Here is an 18,801-nt window from a genome sequence, read left to right as displayed (position 1 = left end):
ATGACAAAACGGCTAATTCTTGCAATCAACCCAGGGTCGACCTCGACGAAAGTTGGATTGTTTGATGGGAAGGAAGAAGTGATGACACGTACGGTCCGACATTCAATCGATGTGACGGGTCTCACACTTCCAGAGCAGTTGCCTCATCGTGAGCAAGAAGTACGCGCCTTGTTAGAAGAGACGGGCATCGCGGTCAATGATTTGACCGCGATCGTCGGTCGTGGTGGCTTGCTTGCACCGATGACGTCAGGAACGTATACAGTCAACGATCTCATGCGTGAAGATTTGACGAGCGGACGTTTCGGGATGCATGCATCGAATCTCGGTGGTCTAATCGCTTCGAAAATCGGTGGGGCTGAAGGGATTCCTAGTTTCATAGTGGATCCAGTCGTCGTCGATGAGATGGACGAGTTGGCCCGAAAGACCGGCATGCCAGAAATCAATCGTCGTAGCATTTTCCATGCCCTCAATCAAAAGGCTGTCGCGAAACGATTCGCGGCTGAAAATGGAAGCGATTACAATGAAATGAATCTTATCGTTGCGCATCTTGGTGGGGGAATCACAGTCGGTGCCCATGCGGCAGGTCGAGTCATCGACGTGAATAATGGTCTCGACGGAGATGGACCGCTCGCGCCGGAGCGGGCAGGTTCGATTCCTGTTGGACAGGTAGTAGAACTATGTTATAGTACCAGGTATAAAGAATCGGAAATGAAAAAGAAAATTGTCGGTCAGGGCGGCCTATTTGCTCATCTCGGTACGTTCGATGCCATTGAGATTGAGCAGCGGGTGGAATCAGGTGATGATGAGGCGAGACTGTTGTATGAGACGATGGCTTATCGTGTCGCTCAAGAGATTTCAAAACACGGCGCGACATTATGCGGTCGTGTGGATGCCATCTTACTGACGGGCGGGATTGCATATTCCGAGTGGCTGACTGAAAAAATCAAGGAGCGTGTCACTTATCTCGCGCCGGTACACGTATATCCGGGTGAAGATGAGCTTAAAGCGTTGGCTGAAGGTGCACTTCGCGTCATCGAGAAGGAAGAGACCGCACGAGTTTATGAGGGGGATACACATGGCACGAGAATTTGATGTTGTCGTCATCGGTGGAGGACCAGGAGGATATGTGGCTGCAATCAAGGCGGCCCAGGCAGGGAAATCTGTCGCAATCGTCGAGGCGAGAAAGTTAGGCGGCACCTGTTTACATAGAGGTTGCATCCCGACGAAGGCACTTTTAAAAGCTGCACATGTCTATCAAACGGCGAAGCAAAGTGCGACGTATGGCGTGGAGACGGGAGATGTGACGTTCAATATGGAACGCGCTCAAACGTATAAACGTGATCTTGTGGCTGGTCTTGAAAAGGGAATCGAGCATTTGATGAAACAAGGGAAAATCGAAGTGTTTCGCGGAAAAGCCTCGATCCTTGGACCAAGCATCTTCTCACCTCAACCAGGGACTGTATCCGTTGAAGATGAAAGCGGTGAATCAGAACTGATCTTGCCGAATCAATTGATTATCGCGACAGGGTCGATTCCTCGTGAACTTCCTGGATTGCCGTTCGATCACAAGCGGATTTTGAATTCAGACGACCTCCTCAATTTTGAAACGCTTCCTGAATCGATTGCGATTGTCGGTGGCGGGGTCATCGGAGTGGAATGGGCGTCCATGCTCGTCGATTTAGATGTGAACGTGACGTTGATCGAAGTAGGAGATCGATTACTCCCACTCGAGGACAAGGCAGTCTCCCGTGAAGTGGAGCGTCTATTGAAGAAGCGTGGCGTCCGTGTGAAGAAGAGCGTGACGGTCGACGCTGAACGAACATTGATTCACGAAAATGCAGTGGAGATTGCTGTCGGGGAAGAGATGTTACAAGTAGACTGTGTCCTCGTCTCGGTTGGCCGAGTTGCCAACACGGAAGACTTAGGACTTCAAAACACTTCTATCGTCGTAGAGAACGGCATCATTCAAGTCGATAGTCAGTATCGGACGAAAGAACGTCATATCTTCGCAATCGGGGATTGCATCGGGAAGTTACAACTCGCCCACGTCGCGTCGGCAGAAGGTGTGAAAGCGGTCGAGACGATTCTTGGTCTTGAGCCGACACCGCTTGATTACGCGCTCATTCCACGCTGTGTATACAGTGTCCCTGAAGTCGCTTCGGTCGGCTTGACAGAAGAAGCGGCAAAAGATGCCGGACATCATGTGAAGACGGGGACGTATCGATTCAACGGACTCGGGAAAGCGCGGATTGAAGGACAAGCCGACGGATTCGTCAAACTCGTTTCGGACAAAGAAACAGACGACCTTCTCGGTGTTCATATCGTAGGACCGAAAGCGACCGAACTCATCACAGAAGGTGGACTCGCGCTCGTCTTGAACGCGACGGCTTGGGAGATGGGACAACTTGTGCACCCGCATCCTGCACTGAGCGAAGCCTTCCAAGAAGCGGCTCTTGCCGTCGATGGATTACCGATTCACGCCTAAGGAGGAACAAGGATGGAACAGATGACTGTAAACTCATATGAAGAGCTTGGTTTAACGAAACAAGATTTATTGGCGATGTACGAAACGATGGTACGTGCTCGCAAAATCGATGAACGGATGTGGAAGTTGAACCGCGCCGGAAAAATCCCATTCGTCGTCTCATGTCAAGGACAAGAAGCGGCGCAAGTCGGTGCGGCGTTCGCACTCGAGAAAGGAATCGACTACGTCTTGCCTTACTATCGTGATGTGGCGGTCGTCCTTCACTTCGGTCAAACATCAAGAGATTTAATGTTATCGGCATTCGCGAAAGCGGAAGATCCAAACTCAGGTGGTCGTCAGATGCCTGGTCACTTCGGTTCGAAAGAGCATCGCATCGTAACGGGTTCGTCTCCGGTCACGACACAAGTCCCTCATGCAGTCGGGATCGCACTTGCGGCGAAGATGAAAAAAGAAGAACTCGTCACGTTCGTTTCGTTCGGAGAAGGGTCTTCGAACCAAGGAGACTTCCATGAAGGCGCAAACTTTGCAGGTGTCCACAAGTTGCCGGTCATCTTGTTCTGTGAGAATAACAAGTATGCGATTTCGGTTCCGCTTACGAAACAGTTGGCATGTGAGCGCGTATCAGACCGTGCAAAAGGTTACGGCATGCCAGGTGTGACAGTCGACGGGACAGACCCGATCGCCGTCTATGCGGTCGTGAAGGAAGCGCGTGAACGTGCACTTCGCGGAGAAGGACCGACATTAATCGAAGCAGAAGTTGAACGTCTCGTGCCACACTCATCGGATGACGATGACAAAGCGTACCGTTCAGCTGAAGAATTGGCTGGGTTAAAAGAGCGGGATGGTATTCAATTGTTCCGTCAACGACTTGTGAACGACGGAATCGCAACGGCGGAGACACTTGCTGAAATCGATGCACAAATCGATGCTGAAGTGAATGAAGCGACGACATATGCGGACAAAGCACCGTATGCATCGCCTGAATCTGCACTAGATTACGTCTATGAGGAGGAAAAATGATGAAAACGTTTATCGAAGCGATCAATGAAGCGATTCATGAAGAAATGGAGCGCGACGAAAACGTCTTCGTCGTCGGGGAAGACGTCGGCGTTCGTGGTGGTGTATTCCGAGCCACTCAAGGATTGATTGAAAAGTATGGAGAGGATCGTGTCATCGACGCACCGCTCGCTGAGAGTGCGATTGCCGGAGTCGGGGTCGGAGCTGCCATGTACGGCATGCGACCGATCGCAGAAATGCAATTCGCAGACTTTATCATGCCAGCAGTGAACCAAATCGTTTCAGAAGCGGCAAAAATTCGGTACCGTTCAAACAACGATTGGACGTGTCCGATGGTCATCCGAGCTCCTTTCGGTGGGGGCATTCACGGGGCACTCTATCACTCGCAATCGGTCGAGGCGATGTTCAGTTCGACGCCAGGTCTGAAAGTCGTCATTCCATCAGACCCAGTCGATGCGAAGGGGTTGTTGAAAGCAGCAATCCGTTCGAACGACCCTGTTCTTTTCTTTGAACATAAGCGCGCCTATCGTCTTTTGAAGGCAGACTTGCCGACGGACGAATATACGGTTGAAATCGGTAAGGCTGCGGTTAAACGGGAAGGTGACGATATCACGATCATCACGTACGGTCTTTGCGTGCATATGGCACAAGAGGCTGCGAAAACGCTCGAAGAAGAAGGGATCAGCACGCACATCCTCGATCTTCGTACCGTCTACCCGCTCGACCAAGAAGCGATCATCGAATCGGTCAAGAAGACAGGTAAAGTGCTACTCGTGACAGAGGACAACAAAGAAGGAAGCATCATCGGAGAAGTGGCGGCGATTATCGCGGAGAAGGCGCTCTTCGAACTCGATGCGCCGATTGAGCGTTTGGCTGGCCCCGATGTGCCGGCAATGCCGTATGCACCACCGATGGAAAAATTCTTTATCGTATCCCCAGAAAAAATTGCCGAGCGCGCGCGTCAGCTCGCGGCGTTTTAAGGAGGCATCTCTATGGAACAAACGATTACCATGCCCCAACTTGGGGAGAGTGTGACAGAAGGCACGATCACGACCTATCTCGTCAAACCGGGCGACCGTGTGGAAGAGTATGAACCACTCGCGGAAGTCATGACGGATAAAGTGACGGCCGAGATTCCGGCGACTAGCGCGGGAGTCGTCAAAGAGTTTCTCATTCCAGAAGGGGAGACCGTCAGCGTCGGGACACCGGTATTGACGATGGAAGTTGAAAGTGCGGAGGAAGCCGTAGTTGAGACGAAGACCGAACCGATTGCAGAAACGACACCTGCAGAACCCGTCTCTAAGCAAGCGGTCGCCACTACTCCGAAAAAACAAAGTGGAAACGGTCGATACTCACCTGCTGTCATCCGACTCGCCAACGAGAATGATATCGATTTGAATGAACTGAGCGGAAGCGGTCTAGGCGGTCGGATCACGCGGAAAGATATTCTTCGTTACTTATCAGAAGGACGTCCGGCATCGACTTCTGAGAAAGCGACACAAGCACCTGTCCAAGAGACGATGGTACAAACAAAGATGGACGTTCCGACTGAAGCGCCACGTCCTGTCGTTGAACCGTCACAACCGGTCGCATCATCCTCGACGTCATCTGGACGTTATGAATCGATTCCGACAGCCGGGGTACGTCAAGCGATTGCGAACAATATGGTCCGCTCGAAGCATGAGGCGCCACACGCATGGCTCATGATTGAAGTGGATGTGACGAACCTCGTTGAAGCCCGTGCGAAATTGAAAGACGAGTTCATGAAACGGGAAGGCGTCAAATTGACGTTCATGCCGTTCTTCATGAAGGCTGCCATCGAAGCATTGAAGAAGTATCCGATGATGAACTCGGAATGGGCAGGAGATCACATCAAAGTTCACCAAGACATCCATCTCTCGGTAGCCGTCGCGGCAAACGACGCCCTTTACGTACCGGTCATTCGCCAAGCGGATGAGAAGAACATCAAAGGTCTCGCCGTGGCCCTTCAAGACGTTGCAACGCGAGCGCGTGAGAACCGTTTGAAGGCAGAAGAGATGCGTGGTGGGACGTTCACCATCAACAACACAGGTGCATTTGGTTCGATCCAATCGGCACCGATTTTGAACTACCCACAAGCGGCAATTCTATCAGTCGAGTCGATCGTGAAGCGTCCGGTATGGATGAATGGAATGTTTGCGGCACGCGATATGGTCAACCTTTGTATGTCGGTCGACCACCGTGTCCTCGACGGTCTCGTCGCAGGTCAGTTCTTGCAAGCAATCAAACAATCGCTCGAGTCAATCGACCCGAACACATATACCGTATATTGATTAAAAAATGGAGACGCTCCCAGTGGGGCGCCTCCATTTTTCATGAGTTATAGCCAAGGAATACCGTGAAGACGAAGCTTGCGGCTGAGATCAGTAGGAGAAGGAACGACAAGGACATGCCTATTGTGACGAGTCCTTTGGAGAGTCGTTGTTTGGATTTATAGAGTGAAAATGCAAACACGAGACTGAATAGGCCGAGCGTCGCGAATAGTGTAAGCGGGATTGCTCGGTCTTGGAGTAACTGAAGTAAATGCAACGTTGAATCATCCTTTCTAATCAAGCGCCTTCTGAAATCGTCGTTGATAGGCAAGATACATCAATCTGCTGACTACGACGAACAGGAGGAAGATCCAGTATATAAAGACATAGTTTAATGAAAATGCAGAGACCCCATCATGTCTGACCGAAGAAATCCAAAGCAAAAGGAGTGAGGCAGGGAAATGAATCAATAGTACAAGATAGGGCATGAACTTCATGAAGGATAAGGCGTTTGTCGACGGATTGCGCATGAGACACATGGCAATCGAACCAATCAGCACTTCGAGCCCACCAAGCGTGAAGAAAGCGAGTGAATCAGAAAGACTAGTCTCTAGAATCGGTAAGGCAAGCGTTGCAAGACCGAAACTCCCAATCATTATTAAAGCAAACAAGATGTAGTCACCTCCAGAAAAGGGTTGATTCCATATGTTGATTGTAAAATAATGGATTATCAAATTCAATACCTCAGAAAAACACGCCATTCATAGAAATGGCGTGTCAGTGAGTTCCTCAAATCGATTGTTCAATCATCGATTCGATGTCGCGACGGACTTCGGCAACTGATAAACGTGCGACGTCATATCGCACACGGTGCGTTGATTCGTCTGAACCCGTCAAATCGGCGAAAAGGCTTCCGAGGTCGTGGACACTGCGGTCGACTTGAATGAGAAGTTCAATCGAACCCTCTTCTTGTAAGATGACGACCTCTACTTCGTCCAATTGTCGACCGAAGCGTGAACCGTTCGCTGAATACTCGAGTTCTTGTGCAATCGGGAGGCGCCCAGAACGATGGCGTGCCGGAAGCATTTCCGTGTCGGCTTTCTTCAAACGGAATCCGAGCTCGTCCATCGCATCTAAAATGACTTGTTGAGCCGCATTCGGTTGTACGGTGATCGCATCCTCATCTTTCGGATCGACGGCTTGGGCGATGTCGAGTCCGGTCTCAATCCATGATTTCGATTGACTCACAGAGAGTGGCGTATTGAACGGGACGTTGACTGTGAACGGGATCTCTTTCACTTCTCCAGGACCAATCATAAACGGTGCTTCATTCAATAAAATTTTTTCGATCGTGAACGTCGAGTATGTCGATTTATCGTTCACCTCATGTTTATACAACGTGTTGAAGAAGAGATAGATGCTATCGACGGATTGTTCGACCGAACCACCTTCGATATGGACGACTCCAGTGAGTTCTCCACCCGGTGTACAGTGGCTTTCATTCAAGCGTGTGTCGACTTTTGCGGCACCGATTCCGATTGATGATAAAATCTTTTTAAACATATGTGTATCCTCCTTTGACGTAACGTCGTCTTCGTGTAATAGTATGTACGGATAGGTGAAACGATATGTTTCAAAATTTCTAAAAAAGGATTGAATCCATTGGAATATAAAGCGTTACAAGAACGTCTCGCAGACGTCTTACAATCAAATCATCTCGTGTCGGCGACCATCAGTCAACCCCGTCAAAAATCTAGCGATCTCAGACGGGTCAAATTGAAACCGGTCATGTTACGAAATGCGTATCATATCCAGTTCGAGTATCAGTATGAGCGGGTGATGAACCATAAAAACTTGACACCAGATGAGGCTGTCACGGAAGTGAATGAGCTTCTCGAAACGTTCCGACAAGGACAGTTTCAGTTAAAAGATTCCGACCTCCAGTTCCAATTATCGAAAAAGTTCAAAGTGACATTGAAAGAAAAGCAGACGGCTCAAAAAGAAGTTCAACTGAGTCACAATCGTGAAAAACAATATGTGCTCCCGCTTGACGAGCCAGTTCCGTTTCTCATTCGACTCGGCATTCAGTCAGCGGACGGGAAAGTGAAGCGTCAAAAGTATGACAAGTTTAAACAAATCAACCGCTTCCTTGAGTTCATTGAGGACTCGCTTAAACACTTGCCGACAGACCGTACCGTCCGAATCTTGGATTTCGGTTCAGGGAAGTCGTATTTGACGTTTGCGCTCTATCATTTCCTTCATGAGATGAAAGGATATGACGTGCATATCACAGGACTCGATTTGAAGAAAGAGGTCATCGAAGAGTGTGCATCGATTGCGAAAGATCTTGGATATGAACGACTCGAATTCTTAGTCGGAGACATTAATGAATATGAAGGGGAAACAGCTGTTGACATGGTCGTGACCCTTCATGCATGTGACGTGGCGACCGATATGGCATTGGCACGTGCTGTCCGTTGGGGCGCGAAAGTCATCTTAAGCGTCCCGTGTTGTCAAAAGGAATTGAATCGTCAAATTCAAGCACCGAATCTAGACGTGATGCTTCAGCACGGATTGATCAAAGAACGGTTCGCCTCACTCGCGACCGATTCGATTCGGGCTGAACTGCTCGGTCTTGTCGGGTATGATGCCCAGCTGCTCGAATTCATCGACCTCGAGCACACCCCGAAAAATATCATGATTCGTGCCTACTTGACGAACCGCCAGGCGACTGCTGAGACGAAGACACGTTACCTCGCCTTTAAACAAATGTTACAGGCAGATCCGTTCTTAGAACGGGAATTGAGCGATAGACTTGTCCTCGAGGTAGAACAAGACGTAAAATAAGGGTGTACAGACGAAATGTCGAAAGGGGAAACAACATGGATTTTCAATTATATTTTCAAGATGTAGTCGAACAAGCGCGTAACGAAGTACGTGCTGCAGGATACACAGAGCTCACGACACCGGAAGAAGTAGACGGTGCGCTGAAAAAAGAAGGGAAGACACTCGTCCTCGTCAACTCGGTTTGTGGGTGTGCAGGCGGGATTGCGCGTCCAGCTGCTGCATATGTGAACAAAATGGAAGGTGTGAAGCCTGATCATTTCGTGACCGTGTTTGCTGGTCAAGACCGTGAAGCGACAGATCGTGCACGTGAGTATTTTGAAGGATATGCACCGTCTTCACCATCAATCGCGCTTCTTGAGGATGGCAACATCGTGACGATGGTAGAGCGTAGTGAAATCGAGTCATCGACTGCTGAAGAACTCGTTGACCAGTTGCAAACATTGTTCGACATCTACTTCGCATAATCAAGCATCGGCGCAAAGGCACTGCCTTTGCGCTTTTGTGAAAAGGGGCAGGGTATATGGAACCAGTCATCAAAATCATGACGGAGGCAGAATATATGATTGCCCTGTCACGCGGTGAAATCAATGAACCGTCACTTCAATCGGAAGGGACGATTAAATGTTGTACGCCGCAACAGATTGGAAAAGTCGTCAAAAAATCGTATCCGGGAGAAGCGGTCGTGCTCGTTTCGTTGCACGTCAATCGTCTCGGACAGCTGTTACATTATGAGCTGGATGAGGATGGAGAACGTTACCCGCATGTATACAGTGCTATCCCCATGACTTCTGTCAAACAGGTGCAACCGTACGGGTCGCGCGACAATGGAACGGTCACATATTTCGCTTTCGAGCGAATGTGACCTTCTTTTTTTGTATGAATTGCATGAATATACTTTACAAGTAATAATTATGTGTATATAGTGGTTGAAGACACAAGTCGGACAACTGATGTGTCATAGAACAGTTGAGCTACGTTCACACATATGTCATAATTTTGTTAAAGTTCTGATAATTATCATTCAACTACGAAAGGGAGATGAAGATGAAAAAAGGTTTTCTAGCATTATGTTTAGCAGGACTGGCCGCGTTCTCAGTCGCATGTGGGGCAGACGTGAACGAAGGAGGATCGACATCGACCGATGGTGAGGATGACAAAGTCATCGTCATGGGTACGAGTGCCGATTACTTCCCATATGAGTTCGTCGATACAGCGAATGGCGACGAGATTGTCGGATTTGATATCGATATCGCCAAAAAAGTGGCAGAGAACATGGGATATGAATTGAAAATTGAAGATATGGATTTCGGAAGCTTACTTGGGGCCCTCAATGCAGGTCGAGTCGACTTCGTCATGGCGGGGATGACTCCGACAGAAGAGCGTAAAGAAAATGCCGATTTCTCAGATATTTATTTCACAGCAGTGAACTTGATCTTGTCAAAAGATGATTCACTTCAATCACTTGAAGATTTGAAAGGCAAAAAGATTGGTGTCCAACTCGGTTCGATTCAAGAAGGAATCGCAAAGGATCAAATCGCAGATGCTGAAATCGTCTCGTTGAACAAGATTCCTGAGATCATTCAAGAAATTAAGACAGGACGTATTGACGCGATGGTCATCGAAGATACGGTCGCGAAAAAATACCTCGAGCAAGACAGTGAATTGACGACATTTGAGATCGTGGACGAAGAAGAAGCGGGTTCTGCTGCTGCCTTCCGTAAAGATGATGAACTCCGCGATCAATTCAACGAAGAGTTGAAAAAGATGATCGACAGTGGAGAAATCGAAGAGTTAGCACAGAAATGGTTTGAAGAAGAGGCTGCACCAGCCGAATAATGAATCGTACGAGGCTGACTGAAGATGAATCGGTCAGCCTTTTTTAGGAGGAACTTACTATGGATTTTAGCCGGATTTATGATTCGATCCCGTACATACTTGAAGGGATTCCAGTCATGTTCCAAGTTGTCATCGTCTCGGCATTGATCGGAATCTCACTTGGGATTGTTGTCGCTACATTAAAAATTGTCCCGAATCGTCTGATTAACTTTATCGGGCATGCTTATACGGCGGTGTTCCGTGGGACGCCACTCATTTTGCAACTCGCCATCATCCACTTCGGATTGCCGCAACTGACGGGATATATCACGACACCGTACCAGTCAGCGGTCATCGCCTTCTCGCTCAACTCGGGGGCGTATATTTCAGAGATTATTCGAGCGGGTATCCAAGCAGTAGATAAAGGACAGTGGGAGGCTTCGGATGCTCTTGGCGTCCCGTATGTCAAACAGTTACGTTCCATCATCTTGCCACAGGCGTTCAAGAACATCTTGCCTGCTCTTGTGAACGAGATGATCACGTTAACGAAAGAGTCTGCCCTCGTCTCGACGGTCGGGGTGCTTGATATCATGCGTCGTGCGCAAATCGTCGGTGGGCAGAAGGCAATCTACTTCGAACCGCTTCTATTCGCCGGTGTGATATACTTTACGATAGTGATGATCTTGACGTATCTTGGACAACGTCTAGAAAAACGGTTAAGAAAGAGTGATGGAAGATGATCGAAGTAAAAGACCTACACAAACAATTTGGTGACTTAGAAGTGCTAAAAGGAATCACGACGACGATCGAGCGTGGTGAAGTGGTTGCTGTCATCGGACCGTCCGGGTCTGGTAAATCGACATTTCTACGCTGTTTAAACATGCTTGAGATTCCAACGAGCGGTACGGTCAGTGTCGACGGATTCGAGCTCACGAAAAAAGGGGCGAACGTCGCGAAGGCGCGTCAAAACATCGGAATGGTATTCCAACAGTTCAACTTGTTCCCTCATATGAGCGTATTGGACAATTTGACGTATGCACCAATCAACGTCTTAAAAGTCAGCAAGGCGGAAGCGCTGGAACGTGCGAAGAAATTACTGGAACGTGTCGGCCTTTCTGAAAAAATCGATGCCTATCCGAGCCAACTCTCGGGTGGACAAAAACAGCGTGTCGCCATCGCGCGTGCCTTGGCGATGGAACCGAACGTCATGTTATTCGATGAACCGACATCTGCACTTGACCCGGAGATGGTCAATGAAGTACTTGATGTTATGAAAGGATTGGCCGAAACGGGAATGACGATGGTCGTCGTCACACACGAGATGGGCTTTGCCCGTGAAGTGGCAGACCGTGTCCTCTTCCTCGACGAAGGCATCCTGATGGAAGAAGGTAAGCCGGCTGACCTGTTATTAAACCCGCAAACAGACCGAGCGAAACGTTTCTTGGAGAAAGTGTTGTAATCTGATTTCACATGGGAAGGATGAAAGCAAATGAACATCACGTACTACGGACATGCGACGGTAGGGTTTGAAATTGATGGTGTAAATGTGTTGATTGATCCGTTTTTGACGAGCAACCCGCATACAGACGTGGATCCATCCACGCTACGCCCAGACTATTTGTTGCTCACACATGCTCATTTCGATCACATTGAGGATGTCGAATTGATTGCGAAAGCATCTGGCGCGACGATTGTTGCGACGCATGAGCTCGCGACGTATTACGAGAAAAAAGGATTCTCCGTCCATGGGATGAATATCGGGGGAGGTCATGCCTTTCCGTTCGGACGCGTCACGATGACGCAAGCGTTCCACAGTTCGAGCTTTGACATGGGAGACACACCGGTCTATATGGGGATGCCTGCCGGATTCATCATCGAGACGAACGAACTGACGGTCTACCACGCTGGAGACACGAGTCTCTTCTCCGATATGAAGATGTACGGTGAACGGTTTGAAATCGATGTCGCGTTCCTTCCAATCGGAGACAACTTCACGATGGGGCCAACAGACGCTTTAGATGCGGCGCAGTGGCTTCAAGCGAAACGTGTCGTTCCAATCCACTTTGATACGTTCCCGCCGATTAAACAAGATGCTCAGGCGTTTTGTGACCAATTGCACCGTCGAGGTCTCTTGATTGAACCGAATACGACGATCGAGATTTAAGCATGGACGTGATTCAAGCGACGCGAGAGTTCATCGGAACGATTCATGCAGATGACGCGTCGGGTCATGACGTCGCCCACATTACGCGTGTCGTCCGACTAGTGGAACGTTTAATGGAGGATGAACCGGTCAATCGGACGGTTCTCCTCCTCTCGGCATATTTACACGACGTGGAAGATCATAAGCTCGGTCGTCCGAACGGTCTCGTCAAACAGCATCTGTCCTCAATTGACATCACTGAAGAGCAAGTGGACTTGGTGATGGCGGTGATTGATGAGGTCTCCTTCTCAAAAGGCAAGACCCCAACGACCCGGGAAAGCGAAATCTTGCAAGACGCCGACCGTCTTGATGCGATGGGGGCCATCGGGATTGCGCGAACGTTCCAGTTCGCGGGTTCTCGCAAAACTCCGCTTGATTTGTCGGAAGAGAGTGCCATTCAACATTTTCATGACAAGCTGTTGAAGCTGGCGTCGATGATGCATACCGCAAAAGCAAAACAACTAGCGATGTCACGTCATGCTTTCATGCAGCAGTTCCTAGAACAGTTTCATGAAGAATGGGATGGGGTGGACATATAAAAGGACGACCGAGTATATTCGGTCGTCCTTTTGATTAGAATGGATGCTTGTTCAACCAATGACCACCGTCAAGAGAGATGCAATCCCCGTTTAAATAGCGCATGTCGTCTGATGCCATCCAGTAAGCGAGGTCCGCGATCTCTTCCGGTGTCCCAAAACGTCCAAGTGGGACGTTACGGCGAATACGCTCTACTTCTTTTACGTGGGAGACGAGCTTTTCAGCGCCGCCTGTCCGTTCAATCGGTCCAGGACTGATGGCATTGACCCGTGCGCCGAATTGATAGCCCCATTCAACCGCGAGTGTTCGCGTCAAGTTCAAGACCCCTGCTTTCGCTGCCGCACTCGGTGCGACACCAGGACCTGCCTGCCACGCATAGGAAGCGACCATGTTGATGATGGAGCCGCCACGGATTTCATCTGCTTCCCAATGTTTCCCGAGAACATGGGTGCAGTTGAATGTCCCGTTCAAGACAATGTCGATGACACTTGCCCAACCATTAGGAGATAAATCAAGGGTCGGACACACAAAATTTCCGGCAGCATTGTTGACGAGTGCGTGAACAGGTCCATAAGCGGATACGATGTCAGCCAGTGCTTTCGCGCATCCTTCATAGTCACGAACGTCATGTTGCACACTCATCGCCTGACCTGCATCGATTGAATTCAAATCGTTCATCGCTTCTAGTAGTCGTTCCTCGTTTCGACCGCTGATAGCGACGTTCCATCCTTCCTGTTTAAATTTTAATGCCATCGCTTTCCCCATGCCGGACGATCCCCCGGTAATCCAAATCGTTTTCATCTTAATTCCCCCTCAAAAATGAATGGTCGTTCATTTATACTATTCGTCTTGTGATGTGAAAATCCTTCAATAAGATGTTGATTCATATTGAATCATTCCTTTGTCCTGAAACGTATACAGACGTCAAGCAGCCCGACTCGTATGAGCCGGGCTGCTTTTCATTGAATTTTTTTCAAGTACTTCAAACCGAGTTCACGGTCAATCGTGTACATTGTACCAGCAACTTTCTCGCCCCAGTATGGATCGGATGCATAGAAGATATTGATGCCTTCCTGCTTGTTCCCGGGATAATCGCCACGAGCGTACGGCCCTGTGACATATTTAGTCGCAAACAATTCAGCAGCAGCTTGTACGCTGGCGTCAATTGTTTTAAAGGATGTCGCATTCCCGCTCGGGTCGTCATCTGTCGCGCGGAACCCAAATAGGTTCCGCTTGTCTCGAGCGATATCGGACGTTCCAAATCGGGACTCATGCCCGGCAACCGCCAGCAGGAATAAGGCATTGATGTTATACGTATCTTCTGCCCGTTTAAAGGACTTTCCTTCCCCAGCGAGCGGTGAATCGATCGACGTTAAATATTGATCGAATTCTTCAGCCGAATATGGAGACGACGTCCGAATCGATGCAAATTGATAAGGAGAATCAAAGACGTCTTGGACACGTTCTGTGTAAAAACGGTCATCCGAGCGTTTCTCGGTCGGGCCTACAAGGAATGTACCAGCGAGATTGGCGTTCGCTTCCACCGTATGGTAGACGTCACCATCCCGAATCTCGTAATATCCACGTCTCTTCACAACCGCTTCAGGGAATAACGCCATTTGATCCGGTTTGACATACACATCTGCCCCGGAGATTCGTACTTTGAGGTGACCCTCTCCACGTTCAAGTAGCTGAAGTCTCGTGCCGCCAGCGACATAGGATTGTCGTGTTTTAAATGATGCATCTTTATATAAGTTTGTGATAGCATCACTCGGAGTGACGACGACTCCGGTACCTGTAAAATCGAGTACTTCTCCAGACGGGGAGAATAGCGTCCGGTTCTTACCGGCCGTCATGTATCGTTTTGCTTCTGCGAGAGATTCGAACGACCTCGTGACACGGTCGCCATTCGTCACCGTTTCGACGGTATAGGTGTCTTCACGGGAAGATTGAATCCATAAAAAGGCTGCGATGGCGAGACTAAGTGTCGCAATCATCGGCCAAACCTTAAGTCTTTTCTTTCGTTTCAATCAAATCACTTCCAAACTTTTGAATTGCCAAACGAGTTGATTTAGTCAACAATTTGATGGAGAAGGGGGAAATTAGTATGAAAATTGGAACGCGGACGTTAAAGACCGCGGTCGCAGCAGGTATCGCGATGCTCATTTCCGAAACAATTCATCTCGATTATTTTGTATTTGCAGCCATTATCGCCATTTTAAGTATTCAAGAGACGCGTAAAAAATCGATTCGCGCCTCCTATGAACGAGTCATGGCAAGTCTTCTCGCCATCGGAATGGGTGCGGCGATGTTCACGCTACTCGGCTATTCACCGGTGACACTCACACTTTATTTTGTCATCTTCATCCCACTCGTACAACAGTTGAAACTGCAAGACGGGCTCATTACGAGTGTCGTCATCTTGACCCATCTTTACACCGAGGCACAGTTTACACTGGAGTTATTTATCAATGAGCTATTGCTCATTGCGATCGGTGTCGGTGTCGGGCTCGTCGTCAACATGTACATGCCGACGCTCGACCGTGAGATTGAACGGATTAAAGAGAATATCGACCGCTCGCTCGCAGTACTGTTTTATGACGTGGCGGCATGTGTCGAGACGGGCGTCTATAACAACCACTCGATGATGCTCATCAAGACACGGGACTATCTGAAAGAGGGGAAAGATTTAGCCCTTCGCCGTATGGGAAACTCAATCGGAAAGCGGAATGAAGACATGGACTATCTATACTTCCGGATGCGTGAACGGCAGTATGATATTCTCAAACGAGTCGCGGATAACGCCAGAGAAATCACGATGGTCGTCAATGAAGCGAAACCGGTCGCGACGTTCTTACGTCGAGTCGGGGACCATGTGAACGAGCAGGCCGATGCCTCCGTCTTTCTACAGGAGCTTGAAGAGATGATTGAGCATTATCGAAAAAACGTACCTCTCCCCACGACGCGTGAGGAATTCGAGGTACGCTCATCCTTATTGAATATTTTATCTGATGTAAAAAGTTACTTGATCTTGAAAGAGCGATACATCTTGCTCTTAAAAGAACATGGTCATGCTCGAGAGAAACGTGCTGATTAAAAAGATTGAGACGATGACGACGACGCCGATTTGAATGATGCGTTGTCGTCTTTTCTGTTTTTTCTTCATGGTCTGCCTCCATATACGTGTTTGCCATCATTGTACAGAATGGAAAAGATTCGTGCAATCCAGGGGAGTTTGATATAATGGTCAAGAAATGTTTGGATGGAGGGATGTTGTTTATGGTAAACGAGACACGCGTGCTCGACACATTTTTAGGATTGGTCGGCATCGATTCAGAAACGAAGGAAGAAGCGGTCATCTGTGAACATTTGAAAGCTGTATTCACAGAGCTTGGCTGCGACGTCTATGAGGACGACGCATCAACGAAGACGGCACACTCTGGTAACAACTTGATCATCACGTTGCCTGCAACGAAAGAAAATGTTGATCCGATTTACTTTACGGCTCACATGGATACGGTCACTCCAGGTAAAGGAATCAAGACGAGCATCAAAGACGGATATGTCGTCACGGATGGTACGACGATTCTCGGGGCAGACGACAAGACGGGCCTCACGGCGATGATCGAACTCGTGCGAGTATTGAAGGAAAAGCAAATTCCACACGGTCAAATCCAGTTCGTGATCACGGTCGGGGAAGAATCAGGTCTCGTCGGTGCGAAAGTATTGGATTTATCGAAAATCGATGCGAAGTTCGGTTTTGCCCTTGATTCGGATGGACCTGTTGGAGACATTATTGTCGCCGCTCCGACACAAGCAAAAGTGAACGCGAAGATTTATGGAAAAACGGCTCATGCTGGTGTCGCACCGGAAAAAGGAATCTCGGCGATTCAAATCGCAGCGAAAGCCATCGCGAAGATGCCGCTCGGTCGTATCGATGAAGAGACGACAGCCAACATCGGACGTTTCGAAGGGGGTCGCGCGACAAACATCGTGTGTGACTATGTCGAAGTTCTTGCTGAGGCCCGTTCGCTCATCCATGAGAAGATGGAGAAACAGGCAGAAACGATGAAACAAGCCTACATCGAGGTCGCTGAGTCGTTCGGTGGTCGTGCCGAAGTGGACATCGACATCATGTATCCTGGATTCAAGTTTGAGGAAGGGGACGAAGTCGTTGAGGTGGCGAAACGTGCGGCTCAGACAATCGGACGTCCGACTCGAATCTTACACTCAGGAGGCGGTTCGGATGCGAACGTCATCGCCGGTGGAGGAATCCCGACAGTCAACTTGGCGGTCGGCTATGAAGAGATTCATACGACGAACGAACGCATGCCACTTGAAGAGTTATACAAACTCGTCGAGTATGTCGTGACGATCGTCGAAGAAGTCGCATCACCTAAGCAATAAAAAAGAGCCGACCATTCGTCGGCTCTTCGTATGTGTTCGTACTCGTTATGCTGCGAACTCCAGTGATTCTAAAATCAACTCGTCTGTGCAATGAAGTTCGATCGCTATGTCGTGAATGCGGATAGAGGTGCCTTGTTCCTGTTGGTGCAAGCGATTCATCAAAGCTGCGCGTTCTCGAATCGTCTCATAAATCGATTCGGGTTGTTCTGCCTTGGTCATCACAAATCACATCCTTTTCAGCGATTACGTCAAGTATAGCATGGAACGGCTTGAAGAAAGGAATTAAATATTTATGAAGTTACAGTTTTTAGGAACTGGGTCGGGGATGCCTTCGAAACAGCGCAACGTATCGGGGCTAGCTCTCGATTTATCGAACGTGACCTGGCTGATTGATTGTGGCGAGGGCACGCAACACCAAATGCTCTATACGAAAATCAAACCGAGAAAAGTGACAGCGGTATGGGTGACGCATCTTCATGGTGACCATGTCTTCGGATTGCCCGGATTCTTATCGACTCGTTCGGCACTCGATGGAACCGCCCCCTTGACCGTCTATGGGCCAAAAGGATTGAAAAAATGGCTTGAAGCTACTTTGCGTGTCACAGGCTCACATCTAGGATACGAGCTGACCGTGATCGAGTACTCGGACGGGGACACATTCATACAAGACGACCATCTCGTCACTGTGCGAAAATTAGAGCATCGGTTCCCTTCATTCGGTTTCCGAATCGATGGTCCAGAAAAACCGGGCATGCTACGCGTCAATCTTGTAAGAGAACTCGGTATTCCAAGTGGACCGATTTATCGAACCATCAAAGAATCAGACCGATTTGAATTTGAAGGAAAATGGTATGACTCTAAAGAATACGTCACTGAACCGATTCCGGGAAAAATCGTAGCGATTTTAGGAGATACAATCCCTTGTGAGAACGCGCGGAAGTTGGCGGATGGAGCGGACCTCCTCGTTCACGAGGCAACGTTTATGGAGGCGGAACAAGCGCTCGCTCGGAAGTATGGTCACTCGACGACACGTGAAGCGACCGCGCTAGCGAATGCGTGTGCCGTCGGCAAGCTGATTGTGACACACATCTCAGCGCGCTATGTCGGGCGAGAGGAAGAATTTGTTCAAGAAGTCGTGTCGGATTTTCCATCGAGTCTCGTTGCGACGGACTTTTTAGAATATACAGTGGGGGATTGAT

At 48.9% G+C, this 18,801-nt stretch carries 22 protein-coding genes; 16 read left to right on the top strand and 6 right to left on the bottom strand.

All coding sequences use genetic code 11. From position 1 onward, the window contains the following. From buk to ACFO4U_RS05190, 5 genes are read left to right on the top strand one after another with little or no spacing between them, the layout of a single operon-like run. Complete coding sequence (gene buk, locus ACFO4U_RS05210) at positions 1-1,092, top strand: butyrate kinase (protein ID WP_215243843.1); 1,092 nt, start codon at positions 1-3, stop codon at positions 1,090-1,092. Then, positions 1,076-2,485, top strand: coding sequence for a dihydrolipoyl dehydrogenase (gene lpdA / locus ACFO4U_RS05205; protein ID WP_215243844.1), 1,410 nt, complete (start codon positions 1,076-1,078; stop codon positions 2,483-2,485). Before buk ends, lpdA begins: the two co-directional genes overlap by 17 nt. Before the next feature lie 12 nt (positions 2,486-2,497). After that, positions 2,498-3,505, top strand: a complete 1,008-nt coding sequence (locus ACFO4U_RS05200; RefSeq protein WP_374193974.1) for a thiamine pyrophosphate-dependent dehydrogenase E1 component subunit alpha — start codon at positions 2,498-2,500, stop codon at positions 3,503-3,505. Continuing rightward, positions 3,505-4,482 carry an alpha-ketoacid dehydrogenase subunit beta gene (locus tag ACFO4U_RS05195; protein WP_012726557.1) on the top strand — a complete coding sequence of 326 codons (978 nt, stop codon included), beginning with the start codon at positions 3,505-3,507 and terminating at the stop codon, positions 4,480-4,482. Before ACFO4U_RS05200 ends, ACFO4U_RS05195 begins: the two co-directional genes overlap by 1 nt. Before the next feature lie 12 nt (positions 4,483-4,494). Beyond that, complete coding sequence (locus ACFO4U_RS05190; protein WP_251131805.1) at positions 4,495-5,814, top strand: dihydrolipoamide acetyltransferase family protein; 1,320 nt, start codon at positions 4,495-4,497, stop codon at positions 5,812-5,814. A gap of 40 nt (positions 5,815-5,854) precedes the next feature. On the opposite strand, the gene ACFO4U_RS05185 is transcribed toward ACFO4U_RS05190, so the two are convergent. From ACFO4U_RS05185 to ACFO4U_RS05175, 3 genes are all read right to left on the bottom strand, one after another. Further along, positions 5,855-6,070 carry a hypothetical protein gene (locus ACFO4U_RS05185; RefSeq protein ID WP_214690776.1) on the bottom strand — a complete coding sequence of 72 codons (216 nt, stop codon included), beginning with the start codon at positions 6,068-6,070 and terminating at the stop codon, positions 5,855-5,857. Between the two features lie 16 nt (positions 6,071-6,086). After that, positions 6,087-6,464: a hypothetical protein gene (locus ACFO4U_RS05180; protein WP_215243845.1), complete on the bottom strand. Its 378-nt coding sequence runs from the start codon at positions 6,462-6,464 to the stop codon at positions 6,087-6,089. A 118-nt stretch (positions 6,465-6,582) separates the two neighbouring features. Next, positions 6,583-7,356, bottom strand: coding sequence for a sporulation protein (locus ACFO4U_RS05175; RefSeq protein ID WP_012726553.1), 774 nt, complete (start codon positions 7,354-7,356; stop codon positions 6,583-6,585). A gap of 99 nt (positions 7,357-7,455) precedes the next feature. Here ACFO4U_RS05175 and ACFO4U_RS05170 point away from each other — a divergent pair, with 99 nt between their 5' ends. The 8 genes from ACFO4U_RS05170 (at position 7,456) to ACFO4U_RS05135 (ending at position 13,197) form a co-directional block, all read left to right on the top strand. Beyond that, complete coding sequence (locus ACFO4U_RS05170) at positions 7,456-8,640, top strand: class I SAM-dependent methyltransferase (protein ID WP_214690779.1); 1,185 nt, start codon at positions 7,456-7,458, stop codon at positions 8,638-8,640. A gap of 35 nt (positions 8,641-8,675) precedes the next feature. Then, positions 8,676-9,104: a BrxA/BrxB family bacilliredoxin gene (locus tag ACFO4U_RS05165; protein ID WP_012726551.1), complete on the top strand. Its 429-nt coding sequence runs from the start codon at positions 8,676-8,678 to the stop codon at positions 9,102-9,104. Between the two features lie 56 nt (positions 9,105-9,160). After that, a complete protein-coding gene (locus tag ACFO4U_RS05160; protein WP_012726550.1) occupies positions 9,161-9,502 on the top strand; it encodes a DUF952 domain-containing protein in 342 nt (113 codons plus the stop codon). A 182-nt stretch (positions 9,503-9,684) separates the two neighbouring features. Then, the gene (locus ACFO4U_RS05155; RefSeq protein ID WP_031423361.1) at positions 9,685-10,476 is read left to right on the top strand and encodes a transporter substrate-binding domain-containing protein; all 792 of its coding nucleotides are present in this window, start codon (positions 9,685-9,687) and stop codon (positions 10,474-10,476) included. 59 nt (positions 10,477-10,535) lie between these two features. Further along, the gene (locus ACFO4U_RS05150; RefSeq protein WP_012726548.1) at positions 10,536-11,195 is read left to right on the top strand and encodes an amino acid ABC transporter permease; all 660 of its coding nucleotides are present in this window, start codon (positions 10,536-10,538) and stop codon (positions 11,193-11,195) included. Continuing rightward, entirely contained in the window at positions 11,192-11,914 is a 723-nt protein-coding gene (locus tag ACFO4U_RS05145) for an amino acid ABC transporter ATP-binding protein (RefSeq protein ID WP_031423364.1), read from the top strand. Before ACFO4U_RS05150 ends, ACFO4U_RS05145 begins: the two co-directional genes overlap by 4 nt. A 30-nt stretch (positions 11,915-11,944) precedes the next feature. Continuing rightward, complete coding sequence (locus ACFO4U_RS05140; RefSeq protein ID WP_012726546.1) at positions 11,945-12,619, top strand: metal-dependent hydrolase; 675 nt, start codon at positions 11,945-11,947, stop codon at positions 12,617-12,619. Positions 12,620-12,621: 2 nt separating this feature from the next. Beyond that, a complete protein-coding gene (locus tag ACFO4U_RS05135) occupies positions 12,622-13,197 on the top strand; it encodes an HD domain-containing protein (protein WP_159562448.1) in 576 nt (191 codons plus the stop codon). 34 nt (positions 13,198-13,231) lie between these two features. On the opposite strand, the gene fadH is transcribed toward ACFO4U_RS05135, so the two are convergent. Together fadH and ACFO4U_RS05125 are read right to left on the bottom strand one after the other, a co-directional pair. Continuing rightward, positions 13,232-13,996: a 2,4-dienoyl-CoA reductase gene (fadH, locus tag ACFO4U_RS05130; protein ID WP_214690782.1), complete on the bottom strand. Its 765-nt coding sequence runs from the start codon at positions 13,994-13,996 to the stop codon at positions 13,232-13,234. Between the two features lie 158 nt (positions 13,997-14,154). Continuing rightward, complete coding sequence (locus tag ACFO4U_RS05125) at positions 14,155-15,225, bottom strand: N-acetylglucosaminidase (protein ID WP_251131806.1); 1,071 nt, start codon at positions 15,223-15,225, stop codon at positions 14,155-14,157. A 77-nt stretch (positions 15,226-15,302) separates the two neighbouring features. Here ACFO4U_RS05125 and ACFO4U_RS05120 point away from each other — a divergent pair, with 77 nt between their 5' ends. Together ACFO4U_RS05120 and ACFO4U_RS05115 are read left to right on the top strand one after the other, a co-directional pair. Further along, entirely contained in the window at positions 15,303-16,292 is a 990-nt protein-coding gene (locus ACFO4U_RS05120) for an aromatic acid exporter family protein (RefSeq protein WP_012726542.1), read from the top strand. A 182-nt stretch (positions 16,293-16,474) separates the two neighbouring features. Next, positions 16,475-17,602 (top strand): M20/M25/M40 family metallo-hydrolase, encoded by a 1,128-nt coding sequence (locus ACFO4U_RS05115; RefSeq protein WP_215244188.1) that lies wholly within the window; start codon positions 16,475-16,477, stop codon positions 17,600-17,602. 45 nt (positions 17,603-17,647) lie between these two features. Here the strand turns inward: ACFO4U_RS05115 and ACFO4U_RS05110 are convergent, their stop codons facing one another. Then, on the bottom strand, positions 17,648-17,821 hold the full coding sequence (locus ACFO4U_RS05110; RefSeq protein WP_012726540.1) for a hypothetical protein: 174 nt from the start codon (positions 17,819-17,821) through the stop codon (positions 17,648-17,650). A gap of 73 nt (positions 17,822-17,894) precedes the next feature. On the opposite strand from ACFO4U_RS05110, the gene rnz reads away from it, so the two are divergent. Next, positions 17,895-18,800 carry a ribonuclease Z gene (gene rnz, locus ACFO4U_RS05105; RefSeq protein WP_215243846.1) on the top strand — a complete coding sequence of 302 codons (906 nt, stop codon included), beginning with the start codon at positions 17,895-17,897 and terminating at the stop codon, positions 18,798-18,800. Position 18,801: the final 1 nt, after the last annotated feature.

This window comes from Exiguobacterium profundum (assembly GCF_042652865.1).
In the GTDB taxonomy this organism is placed as follows: domain Bacteria; phylum Bacillota; class Bacilli; order Exiguobacteriales; family Exiguobacteriaceae; genus Exiguobacterium; species Exiguobacterium profundum.
The sequence above is the reverse complement of the archived record's forward strand: the minus strand, read 5'-3'. Positions and strand labels throughout refer to the sequence as shown.